Raw genomic sequence first — 10,554 nt, forward strand, 5'->3', positions numbered from 1 at the left:
TTTTGGCGGGCTTGGTCTGTCTGTGGCGTCTGTCTGCGGCGTCTGACTGCGGCGCGCGTATTTAGGCAAAGATGCAGATGGGCGAAACCGTGCTGATGCGGGCTTGCCGAGAGGCGGCGTTGCGGGGTAATTGAAGTCACAACCTGCGAAAGAAAAGATGGGGTCGATATGCGTCGAGTGGTAGTTACAGGATTGGGAATGGTCACGCCTTTGGCCTGCGGGGTCGAGGAGACGTGGACGCGGTTGCTGGACGGGCAATCGGGGGCTGGACCCATCACGCGCTTTGATGCGGACCATCTGGCGACGACCTATGCGTGTGAAATTCCACGTGGAGATGGATCGGACGGGACATTCAATCCGGATGACTGGATGGCCCCGAAAGAGCAGCGCAAGGTCGATGACTTTATCCTCTACGGCATGGCCGCGGCCGAGCAGGCCGTGCGCGATGCAGGTTGGACCCCGGACGGCGAAGAAGACCGGTTGCGCACGGGCGTCATGATCGGGTCGGGCATTGGTGGTTTGTCGGCGATTGCGGACACGGCCGTGTTGCTGAAGGAAAAGGGACCGCGCCGGGTGTCGCCGTTCTTTATCCCGTCAGCGCTGATCAATCTGGTGAGCGGTCAGGTGTCGATCCGCTATGGGTTCAAAGGGCCCAATCATGCGGTGGTGACCGCGTGTTCCACAGGTGCGCACGCGATCGGTGATGCGGCACGGTTGATCGCATTTGATGATGCGGATGTGATGATTGCGGGTGGGGCGGAAAGCCCAATCTCCGAGATCGGGATTGCTGGGTTCAACGCATGTAAGGCGTTGTCCACAAAGCGGGGCGATGATCCGAAATCGGCCAGCCGTCCTTATGACGCGGATCGTGATGGGTTCGTGATGGGCGAGGGTGCGGGCGTGGTCGTGCTGGAGGAATACGAGCACGCCAAGGCGCGGGGTGCCAAGATTTACGCGGAAGTTCTGGGCTATGGCCTGTCGGGCGATGCTTATCACATCACCGCACCCTCTGAGGATGGCGAGGGTGGTGAGCGGTCGATGCGGGCTGCGTTGAAGCGTGCTGGGCTGGAGCCGTCGGCGGTGGATTATATCAACGCGCATGGCACCTCGACGATGGCCGATACGATTGAGCTGGGCGCGGTAGAGCGGATGATGGGAGAGGCTGCGTCGAAGGCGACGATGTCATCAACAAAGTCCGCAATCGGGCATTTGCTGGGCGCGGCGGGTGCGGTGGAGGCGATCTTCTCGATCCTTGCGATCCGCGATCAGGTGGCGCCGCCGACAATCAATCTGGACAACCCGGATGTGGAGCCGAAGCTGGATCTTGCGCCCAATGCAAAGCGCGAGCGCGAGATCAATGTGGCGCTGTCGAACTCGTTCGGGTTTGGCGGCACGAACGCATCCCTGGTGCTTGGAAAGGTCAGCTAAATGTGGCGGCACATAGCCTCTAACGTTTTGACTTTATTTGTCGTTGTCCTGTTCTTGGCAGCGGGCGTCATTGCGTGGGGGGCCAATCAGTATTCCGCTGAAGGGCCATTGTCTGATGCGATTTGCCTGCGGGTTGAAAGTGGCTCGAACATGAGCCGGGTGTCGCGCGATCTGGAAGAGCAGGGCGCAATTTCGAGCGGGACGATCTTTCGGCTAGGTGCGGACTACACCGAGAAGACCAGCCAGTTGAAAGCGGGCAGCTTTCTGGTGACGCCCGGCGCGTCGATGGAAGAGATTGTGGATACGGTCACACGCGGCGGCGCAAGCACCTGCGGCACCGAGGTCGTCTACCGCATCGGCGTGCTGCGCACCACGGTGCAGGTGCGCGAGTTGGACCCCGCGACCAACAACTATGTGGAGCGCGTGGTCTTCAATCCGGCTGAGGATGAGGTGCCGCAGGACTACACTGAGGTAAAAGCCGAGTCCGATGTGCGGTTTCGGATTTCTCTGGCAGAAGGCGCGACCAGCTGGCAGATCGTGGAAAGTCTCAAGCAGATCGACATTCTGGAAGGTGACCCCGGCGAGGTGCCGCCCGAGGGCGTGCTGGCCCCTGACAGCTATGAGGTCACACGCGGGGCGCGGCGGGCTGATTTGATTGCGCAGATGCAAGCGGCGCAAGAGCAGTTCCTTGCAGATGCATGGGCGGAGCGCGACCCGTCGGTGCCGTTGGAGAGCCCTGAAGAAGCGTTGATCCTGGCCTCGATTGTCGAGAAGGAAACGAGCGTTCCAGAGGAGCGGCGGCAGGTGGCTTCGGTTTTTGTCAACCGGCTGAACCAAGGGATGCGTTTGCAGACGGACCCGACAGTGATTTACGGGATCACGCGCGGGCAGGGCGCTTTGGGGCGTGGCTTGCGCCGCAGCGAGTTGCAGCGCGAGACACCATGGAACACGTATGTGATCCCGGCGCTGCCGCCGACACCGATTGCCAATCCGGGGCGGGCTTCGATTGAGGCCGCACTGAACCCTGATGAGACGCCCTACATCTTCTTTGTGGCCGATGGCACGGGCGGCCATGCGTTTGCGGTGACGCTGGACGAGCATAACCGCAACGTTGCGCGGTGGCGCGAGATCGAGGCAGAGCGCGCGAACCAGTAGGCGCCCCTGCATTAGGATTTTCTTAATGAGACCGGACGGTTAGAGGGTATGAAACTGCCCTCTGACCTTGACTTTGTGTGCTTTTTCGCGTATAGGTTGTGGCTTGCTGGAAAGGTATGCGGCGTGTGACGGCACGGTGTTTATCTTCACGGACGGGGCACATGAGAGGCTAATCTCAATGGAAGCTACGTCCCAAGACTACGAGCAAATCGTGGCCTGTTCGCATGAGGCGATGGTCACCCTGAATGCGCAACTGATGATGTGGATGTCCTACGTCACGAAAGCGCTGCAGCAGCTGGAAGACGATCCGGCTGCCGCGAATAAGCAAGTCAGCGAAGGCCTTCGGGAAATCTATCGAACGCGGCAAATGCTTCTGCATGAGCGCGACCGAAATCTGGAGGCCTTTCATAAAGAGCAAGAGAGTATCCAACATGACGTCATCGACCTTGAGACAGAACGGATCAGTATCGCCGGCAAACTGGATCGCTTGCGGGCCGCCGGAGCGGCAGACGGAATTTCTGGATAATCTCTGCGAGGGAGAGCTTATGGCTCTCCCTTTCCTCTTCGAGTTCTGGGCGATGGAGCATCAACTGCCGCCCAAAGGTGATTGGCGCACATGGGTCGTGATGGGTGGTCGCGGTGCTGGCAAAACGCGGGCGGGGGCGGAATGGGTGCGAGCGCAGGTTGAAGGCGCGTTGCCAACGGATAAGGGGCGCGCATCGTATGTGGCGCTGGTGGGCGAGACGCAGGATCAGGTGCGCGATGTGATGGTGTTTGGGGAGAGCGGCATACTGGCGTGTTCGCCCCCGGACCGGCGACCTGTCTGGCAAGCGACGCGGAAGCGATTGGTTTGGCCGAATGGGGCTGTGGCGCAAGCGTTCTCGGCGCGCGAGCCGGAGAATTTGCGCGGCCCGCAGTTTGATGCGGCCTGGGTGGATGAGTTGGCGAAATGGAAGAAGGCTGAAGAGGCCTGGGACATGTTGCAGTTCGCGCTGCGGCTGGGGGATGATCCGCGCCAATGCGTGACCACGACGCCGCGCAATGTGGATGTGCTTAAGGACCTGATGGCGCGGGAATCGACAGTGACGACCCACGCCTCGACGCAGGCCAACCGAGCTTGGCTGGCGGACAGTTTCCTGCGCGAAGTTGAAGCGCGCTATGCAGGAACGCGGCTGGGGCGGCAGGAGTTGGACGGAGTTCTGCTGACGGATGTTGAGGGCGCCTTGTGGACGCTATCCGGGTTGGAGCGCGCAGTTTGTGATGATGTGCCGGAGTTGGACAGGATCGTTGTCGCAGTCGATCCGGCCGCGGGAGACAGCGCGTCTTCGGATGAATGCGGGATTATCGTGGCAGGGGTGAAGCGTGGGGCCACGCCTTTAGACTGGGTCGCTTACGTGTTGGAGGATGCGTCAGTGCAGGGCTGCACACCGACGGAATGGGCGACAGCGGCTGTTGAGGCGGCACAGCGCTGGGGCGCTGCGCGGCTGGTGGCTGAGGTCAATCAAGGTGGCGCGATGGTGGAAACTGTGGTGCGGCAGGTGGACCCGCTGGTGTCTTACAGGGCGGTGCGGGCGCATGTGGGCAAGGCTGCACGGGCAGAGCCTGTGGCGGCCTTGTATGAGCAGGGCCGGGTGGGTCATGTGCGGGGCCTGAGCGCTCTGGAAGATCAGATGTGCCAGATGACGTCGATGGGGTTTGAGGGTAAAGGCTCTCCGGACCGGGTCGATGCGCTGGTCTGGGCGCTGACGGATTTGATGCTGGAGCCTGCCGCGGCGTGGTCGCGGCCTCGCATGCGGGCGCTTTAACCGCCTGTTAACAAGGGCGGTCGGTCGGTTTACGGCGATTGCACTCCTTAGCGGTAGATTTGTTTTCAAGCAGATCAGAGGCCAGACCAAAGGAGTGTCTGATGAAGTTTCCCCTCTTTGGGCGCAGTAATGCTGCAACGGAACAAAAGGCCAGCGCGACGGGGCCAGTAATTGCCTATCACGGCTCGGGTCGTGTGGCGTGGAGCCCGCGCGATACGGTGTCGCTGACGCGCACCGGCTTTTCGGGCAACCCGGTGGGATTTCGGGCGGTCAAGCTTATTGCCGAAGCCGCAGCGGCGCTGCCTTTGGTTCTGCAGGATGCAGAGCGGCGTTATGATCAGCACCCGGTTTTAGCGCTGGTTACACGGCCCAATGCGGCGCAGGGGCGGGCGGAATTGTTCGAGGCGCTTTTCGGGCAGTTGCTGCTGTCGGGCGATGCCTATGTGGAGGCAGTAGGTGGCGAAAGCGTGCCGGTTGAACTGCATGTGCTGCGCTCGGACCGGATGAGCGTTGTGCCGGGCGCGGATGGTTGGCCGGTGGCTTATGAATATGCTGTGGGCGGTCGCAAGCACCGGTTTGCGATGACCGCGGATCACAAGCCGATCTGCCATATCAAGAGCTTTAATCCACAGGACGATCACTATGGTCTGAGCGCGTTGCAGGCGGCGGCGAGTGCGATTGATGTGCATAATGCGGCCTCGGCTTGGTCCAAGGCGCTGCTGGACAATGCAGCGCGGCCTTCGGGGGCGATTATATATAACGGGGCGGATGCGGCCGGGATGACGCCGCAGCAATATGACCGCCTGGTCAGCGAGATGGAGGTGCATCATCAAGGCGCGCGGAACGCAGGACGTCCGATGTTGCTGGAAGGGGGGCTTGATTGGAAGCCGATGGGCTTTTCACCCTCAGATATGGAGTTCCAGAAAACCAAGGAAGCGGCTGCGCGCGAGATCGCGGTGGCGTTCGGGGTGCCGCCCATGCTGCTGGGGATCACAGGCGATGCGACCTACGCGAATTATCAGGAGGCGAACCGGGCGTTTTACCGGCTGACAGTACTGCCCTTGGCGACGCGCGTCGCGGCGGCTGTGTCGGACTGGCTGAGCGTGATGGTAGGTGAGGCGTTGGAGCTAAAACCGGATCTGGATCAGGTGCCCGCACTTTCGGCAGAGCGAGATGCGCAGTGGAAGCGGGTGTCTGAGGCGGTGTTTCTGACGGATGCGGAGAAACGGCATTTGCTTGGCCTGCCTGCGGTGGCGGACGAATGAGCGTGGGTAGAGCGAGGAGCTGCGGGATGATCGAGACAAAAGACAGTGGTTTGGAACGCAAGTTCTGCCAAGTGGAGATCGGGCTGAACCTGATCGAAGGGCATCGGATCGAAGGCTATGCGTCGCTGTTTGGGGCCTGTGATCAGGGCGGGGATGTGGTCACCAAGGGCGCTTATGCGGTCTCACTGAGCGGGCTGTTGGCAGCGAAGCGCAGTGTGAAAATGTTGTGGCAGCATGACCCGGCAGAACCGATTGGCGTATGGGACGAGGTACGCGAGGACGGCACGGGGCTTTACGTGAAAGGCCGTTTGTTGGAGGCGACAACGCGGGGGCGCGAGGCGATTGCGCTGATCGAAGCGGGGGCCATTGATGGGCTGTCGATTGGCTACCGAACGGTGAAGGCCCGCAAGGATGAACAGGGGCGCAGGCTTCTGACCGAATTGGAGCTTTGGGAGGTGTCTTTGGTGACCTTCCCGATGCTTCCTGAGGCGCGTGTCGCTGCCAAGGGTGAGGTGCCCGAGGACCATGACTTGCGTGAGTTGGCGGATGCGTTCGAGGACGCGCGCCGCATGCTGGCAGGAGCCTAGCCAGCGGTTCACCCCTGAGCACAGGACAAGATGATGAGCAAAACCGAGATGCGTTCTCGGGCTGGGGAAGATGTGTCTCCGGTTCGGGACATGAAGACCGCGCTGGCGGGATTTGTGAGCGACTTCAAAGACTTTCAGAACGACATTGATGCGAAATTCAACAAACAGGAAGAGCGACTGACCATGCTGGATCGGAAAACGATGACTGCCTCGCGTGCGCCTTTGGCAACCGCTGCGGAAGAAACTGCGCCCCATGAAAAAGCGTTCAACGCTTATCTGCGCTCGGGCGATGATGATGGCCTGCGCGGGTTGGAACTAGACGGCAAGGGCATGTCGACGGCTGTAGCGGGCGACGGTGGCTATCTGGTGGATCCGGCGACGTCGGAGACCATTCAGTCGGTGCTGAAATCGACGGCCTCTGTCCGCTCGATTGCGAATGTGGTTAATGTCGAGGCGACGTCTTTTGACGTACTGGTGGATCATGGCCAGATGGGTTCGGGCTGGGCGACGGAAGCGGGCGCGATTGCCGAGAGCGAGACACCGCAGATCGACCGGATCACCATTCCGCTGCACGAGCTGTCGGCCCTTCCCAAAGCGTCTCAGCGTCTGCTGGACGATAGCGCATTCGACATTGAGGGTTGGCTGGCGGGCCGTATCGCGGACAAGTTCGCTCGTGCAGAGGCGGCGGCGTTTGTGAATGGTGACGGCGTCGATAAGCCCACGGGCTTTCTGAGCCATCCTGTTGTGGATGATGCGAGCTGGGACTGGGGGGCTCTGGGCGCAGTTGCATCTGGTGCGGATGGTGATTTTGACAGCGCCGATGCAGTTATCGATCTGGTTTACGCGCTGGGGGCGGAGTACCGCGCCAATGCAAGCTTCGTGATGAACTCGAAGACCGCAGGCGCCGTGCGCAAGCTGAAAGATGGCGACGGTCGCTTCCTGTGGTCGGATGGCCTGGCGGCTGGCGAGCCAGCGCGTCTGCTTGGCTACCCGGTCGTGATTGCAGAAGACATGCCAGACATTGCGTCTGACAGCACGGCCATCGCCTTTGGTGACTTCGCATCGGGCTACACGATTGCTGAGCGCCCTGATCTGCGCGTGCTGCGCGATCCGTTCTCGGCCAAGCCGCACGTTCTGTTCTACGCAACCAAGCGGGTGGGCGGTGATGTGAGCGACTTTGCAGCAATCAAACTGCTGAAATTCTCGGTCTCTTAAGGACCGAGACAGGGCGGCCCTTCGGGGTCGTCTGACCCGGGCGCGCGCCGCAACACCCCCCGTGTTGTCTAGCTGCTCCCCTCCGTCCGAGCAATGCGGAGGCGCGCGTCCAACTTTTGCAGGGGCCCGAATTTCGGAGTAATTCCATGATGTTAGTTCAAGAAAATACGGTTCAGAGCGAGGCAATCCCAGTTGCGGCTTTCAAAAAGCATCTGCGCCTTGGCACCGGGTTTTCAGATGATTCCGTTCAGGACGAGATCCTGGAGAGCTTCTTGCGGGCTGCAATCGCCGCAGTAGAGGCGCGCACCGGAAAGGTGCTGCTGAAGGAGAGCTTCAACTGGTCGCTGACGCGCTGGAAAGACAGTGTGACCGAGACGTTCCCGCTGGCTCCGGTCAGTACGGTTCTGGAGGTTGCGACCGTGGCGCGCAACGATGCGCGCGCTCTGATCGACTCGCAGGAGTACTTCCTGCAAGAAGACGGGTTTCGCCCGCTTCTGATCGGTGCAGGTGGGCGCTTGCCGCGCATCCCGAGCGGTGGCTGGGTCGAGGTTCGGTTCCGTGCGGGTTATGCCGATGATTGGGGCGATCTGCCTGCCGATCTGAGCCATGCCGTTTTTCTGTTGGCTGCGCATTACTACGAAAACCGGAATGTCACTGGGCTGGGCGAAGGCTGCATGCCGTTTGGCGTCTCGGCCTTGTTGCAGCGCTACCGTGAGGTGCGTTTGTTCAAAGGGGCGAGCGAATGAGCACGCCTGTTTTGAACCGCAAGCTGGTGCTGGAGACGCCGGCCTCGGTGCCGGATGGGGCGGGTGGCTTTGTAGAAAGTTGGCAGCCGCTGGGTACGGTCTGGGCCGAAGTTAGGGCCGGGTCCGGCCGCGAGAAGGCAGGCGCGTTCACAACCGTCTCGAGCATGGCGTTTCGGATTACCGTGCGCGGTGCGCCGGTCGGGTCCGAGCAACGTCCGCGCCCGGATCAGCGGTTTCGCGAAGGCACGCGGCTGTTTCGCATCCTGGCGGTCAGCGAGAGCGATCCGCGCGGTCACTATCTGATGTGCTTTGCAAATGAAGAGGTGGCGGCATGAGCTATGGCAGTGCAGCACCACTTCAGTCGGCGATTTACCAGCGGCTTGTGGGCGACCCCGCGCTGGTCGCGATTGTGGGCAGCGCTATCTATGACGCGCTTCCGGCGGGTAATTTGCCCTCGCTTTACGTGAGCCTCGGCGGCGAAGACGTCAAGGCGCGCGATGAGTACACGGGCGGCGGGGCGGTGCATCTGCTCAAGCTTTCAGTGGTGTCCGCGGCTTCGGGGTTCGCGAGTGCAAAAGAAGCGGCGTCTGCTGTGTGTGACGCGCTGGATGATCCGAGCCTAAGCCTGACGCGCGGGCGGCTAGTGTCGCTGCGCTTTGTTCGGGCGAAGGCGGCAATGGTCGGCAATGGCCAGACCCGCCGCATTGATATGACCTTCCGCGCCCGCGTGGATGAAACCTGATTTTTCTCAAGAATGGAGGCGGGACCATGGGTGCCCAGAACGGCAAGGATCTTTTGATCAAGATGGACATGACCGGGGACGGTCAGTTCCAGACAGTGGCGGGCCTGCGGGCGACGCGGATTTCGTTCAATGCAGAGACGATTGATGTCACATCTTTGGAGAGCACGGGCGGGTGGCGCGAGCTGCTGGCCGGGGCGGGCGTAAAGACGGCGGCAGTGTCGGGGTCTGGCGTCTTTAAGGATGCCGATACCGATGAGCGCGCGCGGCAGGTCTTCTTTGATGGGGATACACCGGATTGCCAGGTGATTGTGCCGGATTTCGGTGTGATCGAAGGCAAGTTCCAGGTCACCTCGATCGAGTATTCCGGCACGTTTGACGGAGAGGCGACCTATGAGATCGCTTTATCCTCGGCGGGCGCAATCAGTTTCAACGCGCTGTGATGGGTAATCCTTACGCAAGCGAGGTGGCGCTGGTTATCGACGGGCAGCGCCATGTGGCCAAGCTGACTTTGGGCGCCTTGGCCGAGCTGGAAGCGACGCTGGAGACAGGCACGCTGATCGAGCTGGTTGAGAGGTTCGAGGGTGGTGCGTTTTCCACGCGGGATGTGCTGGCGCTGATCGTGGCCGGATTGCGCGGCGGCGGCTGGGATGGCCAGGCGCGCGACCTGATTTCGGCAGAGATCGAAGGCGGCATGGTGGAGGCGGCGAAAGTGGCTGCGACGTTGCTGTCGCGGGCGTTTGCCCTGCCAGAGGGCTGAGATGGATTGGGCGGGGCTGATGCGCGTGGCGTTGATCGGGTTGCGGTTGGAGCCAGACGCTTTCTGGCGGCTGAGCCCGGCTGAGCTGTTGTTTTTGATGGGGAAAACGGGCGGATCGGCTCCGCTGAACCGGGCGCGGCTCGACGAGTTGGCGGCGGCCTATCCCGATGCGGGGCAAGGAGAGTGACATGCAGGATCTAGACGGGCTCGACGAGCTGGAAGATCAGATGGCGATGCTGGAAGGTACGATGGGCCGCGGCGCGGATGTTGCGTCGAGCTTCAACGATCATCTTGGGCTGATGCGCGACAACTTGAGTATGGCGGGCAAGGACGTGATGGGTCTGACCTCGTCACTTTCGGGCGGTTTGCGGCGTGCGTTTGATGGGCTTTTGTTTGATGGCATGAAGCTGTCGGACGCTATGCAAGGCGTTGCGAAGTCGATGGTGGACGCCACCTATTCGGCGGCGATGAAGCCCGTCACGAACCATCTGGGTGGGATGCTGAGCCAAGGTGTCGGCAGTATTATGCAGGGGATTTTGCCCTTCGCCGATGGTGGCACGTTTTCCCAAGGGCGCGTCATGCCGTTCGCCAAGGGTGGCGTTGTCAGTGGCCCGATGACCTTTCCGATGCGCGGTGGCACGGGGCTGATGGGCGAGGCGGGGCCGGAGGCGATCATGCCGTTGAGCCGCGGGCCGGATGGCAAGCTGGGCGTGCGCGCTGGGGGCGGCAGTGGTGTGTCGGTCGTCATGAATATCTCGACCCCGGATGTGCAGGGCTTCCAGCGGTCGCAAAGCCAGATCGCAGCGCAGATGAACCGCGCTTTGGGGCGCGGGCAGCGTAACCGTTAACGGACA

The 10,554-nt window shown here is 61.4% G+C and carries 14 protein-coding genes; all 14 read left to right on the forward strand.

The window, feature by feature from the left end; all coding sequences use genetic code 11:
- Positions 1-168 precede the first annotated feature (168 nt).
- Positions 169-1,428 (forward strand): beta-ketoacyl-ACP synthase II, encoded by a 1,260-nt coding sequence (fabF, locus tag KUW67_RS06760; RefSeq protein WP_224824536.1) that lies wholly within the window; start codon positions 169-171, stop codon positions 1,426-1,428.
- Positions 1,429-2,583, forward strand: coding sequence for an endolytic transglycosylase MltG (gene mltG / locus KUW67_RS06765; protein ID WP_224824537.1), 1,155 nt, complete (start codon positions 1,429-1,431; stop codon positions 2,581-2,583).
- 178 nt (positions 2,584-2,761) lie between these two features.
- Complete coding sequence (locus KUW67_RS06770) at positions 2,762-3,109, forward strand: hypothetical protein (RefSeq protein ID WP_224824538.1); 348 nt, start codon at positions 2,762-2,764, stop codon at positions 3,107-3,109.
- Positions 3,015-4,388: a DNA-packaging protein gene (locus KUW67_RS06775; protein WP_224824539.1), complete on the forward strand. Its 1,374-nt coding sequence runs from the start codon at positions 3,015-3,017 to the stop codon at positions 4,386-4,388. Before KUW67_RS06770 ends, KUW67_RS06775 begins: the two co-directional genes overlap by 95 nt.
- A gap of 101 nt (positions 4,389-4,489) precedes the next feature.
- Complete coding sequence (locus KUW67_RS06780; RefSeq protein ID WP_224824540.1) at positions 4,490-5,653, forward strand: phage portal protein; 1,164 nt, start codon at positions 4,490-4,492, stop codon at positions 5,651-5,653.
- Positions 5,654-5,679: 26 nt separating this feature from the next.
- The gene (locus KUW67_RS06785; protein WP_224824541.1) at positions 5,680-6,240 is read left to right on the forward strand and encodes an HK97 family phage prohead protease; all 561 of its coding nucleotides are present in this window, start codon (positions 5,680-5,682) and stop codon (positions 6,238-6,240) included.
- Between the two features lie 33 nt (positions 6,241-6,273).
- Entirely contained in the window at positions 6,274-7,455 is a 1,182-nt protein-coding gene (locus KUW67_RS06790; protein ID WP_224824542.1) for a phage major capsid protein, read from the forward strand.
- Between the two features lie 146 nt (positions 7,456-7,601).
- Positions 7,602-8,201: a head-tail connector protein gene (locus KUW67_RS06795; protein WP_224824543.1), complete on the forward strand. Its 600-nt coding sequence runs from the start codon at positions 7,602-7,604 to the stop codon at positions 8,199-8,201.
- Positions 8,198-8,536, forward strand: coding sequence for a head-tail adaptor protein (locus KUW67_RS06800; protein ID WP_224824544.1), 339 nt, complete (start codon positions 8,198-8,200; stop codon positions 8,534-8,536). The genes KUW67_RS06795 and KUW67_RS06800 overlap by 4 nt, the downstream gene beginning before the upstream one ends.
- Positions 8,533-8,943 (forward strand): DUF3168 domain-containing protein, encoded by a 411-nt coding sequence (locus tag KUW67_RS06805; RefSeq protein ID WP_224824545.1) that lies wholly within the window; start codon positions 8,533-8,535, stop codon positions 8,941-8,943. Before KUW67_RS06800 ends, KUW67_RS06805 begins: the two co-directional genes overlap by 4 nt.
- Before the next feature lie 26 nt (positions 8,944-8,969).
- Positions 8,970-9,383: a phage major tail protein, TP901-1 family gene (locus KUW67_RS06810; protein WP_224824546.1), complete on the forward strand. Its 414-nt coding sequence runs from the start codon at positions 8,970-8,972 to the stop codon at positions 9,381-9,383.
- A complete protein-coding gene (locus KUW67_RS06815; protein ID WP_224824547.1) occupies positions 9,383-9,700 on the forward strand; it encodes a gene transfer agent family protein in 318 nt (105 codons plus the stop codon). Before KUW67_RS06810 ends, KUW67_RS06815 begins: the two co-directional genes overlap by 1 nt.
- A gap of 1 nt (position 9,701) precedes the next feature.
- Positions 9,702-9,887 (forward strand): rcc01693 family protein, encoded by a 186-nt coding sequence (locus KUW67_RS06820; RefSeq protein WP_224824548.1) that lies wholly within the window; start codon positions 9,702-9,704, stop codon positions 9,885-9,887.
- 1 nt (position 9,888) lies between these two features.
- Positions 9,889-10,548, forward strand: a complete 660-nt coding sequence (locus KUW67_RS06825) for a phage tail tape measure protein (protein ID WP_224824549.1) — start codon at positions 9,889-9,891, stop codon at positions 10,546-10,548.
- Positions 10,549-10,554 lie beyond the last annotated feature (6 nt).

Source organism: Cognatishimia sp. MH4019, assembly GCF_020177595.1.
Classification (GTDB): domain Bacteria; phylum Pseudomonadota; class Alphaproteobacteria; order Rhodobacterales; family Rhodobacteraceae; genus JAHTBL01.

Excerpts from the sequence above, each read along its gene's own strand:
- KUW67_RS06800 (WP_224824544.1), top strand. The coding sequence starts at position 8,198 with ATGAGCACGCCTGTTTTGAACCGCAAGCTGGTGCTGGAGACGCCGGCC.
- KUW67_RS06820 (WP_224824548.1), top strand. The coding sequence starts at position 9,702 with ATGGATTGGGCGGGGCTGATGCGCGTGGCGTTGATCGGGTTGCGGTTG.
- KUW67_RS06810 (WP_224824546.1), top strand. The coding sequence starts at position 8,970 with ATGGGTGCCCAGAACGGCAAGGATCTTTTGATCAAGATGGACATGACC.
- KUW67_RS06790 (WP_224824542.1), top strand. The coding sequence starts at position 6,274 with ATGAGCAAAACCGAGATGCGTTCTCGGGCTGGGGAAGATGTGTCTCCG.
- KUW67_RS06775 (WP_224824539.1), top strand. The coding sequence starts at position 3,015 with ATGACGTCATCGACCTTGAGACAGAACGGATCAGTATCGCCGGCAAAC.
- mltG (WP_224824537.1), top strand. The coding sequence starts at position 1,429 with ATGTGGCGGCACATAGCCTCTAACGTTTTGACTTTATTTGTCGTTGTC.
- KUW67_RS06785 (WP_224824541.1), top strand. The coding sequence starts at position 5,680 with ATGATCGAGACAAAAGACAGTGGTTTGGAACGCAAGTTCTGCCAAGTG.
- KUW67_RS06795 (WP_224824543.1), top strand. The coding sequence starts at position 7,602 with ATGATGTTAGTTCAAGAAAATACGGTTCAGAGCGAGGCAATCCCAGTT.
- KUW67_RS06825 (WP_224824549.1), top strand. The coding sequence starts at position 9,889 with ATGCAGGATCTAGACGGGCTCGACGAGCTGGAAGATCAGATGGCGATG.
- KUW67_RS06805 (WP_224824545.1), top strand. The coding sequence starts at position 8,533 with ATGAGCTATGGCAGTGCAGCACCACTTCAGTCGGCGATTTACCAGCGG.
- KUW67_RS06780 (WP_224824540.1), top strand. The coding sequence starts at position 4,490 with ATGAAGTTTCCCCTCTTTGGGCGCAGTAATGCTGCAACGGAACAAAAG.
- KUW67_RS06770 (WP_224824538.1), top strand. The coding sequence starts at position 2,762 with ATGGAAGCTACGTCCCAAGACTACGAGCAAATCGTGGCCTGTTCGCAT.
- fabF (WP_224824536.1), top strand. The coding sequence starts at position 169 with ATGCGTCGAGTGGTAGTTACAGGATTGGGAATGGTCACGCCTTTGGCC.
- KUW67_RS06815 (WP_224824547.1), top strand. The coding sequence starts at position 9,383 with ATGGGTAATCCTTACGCAAGCGAGGTGGCGCTGGTTATCGACGGGCAG.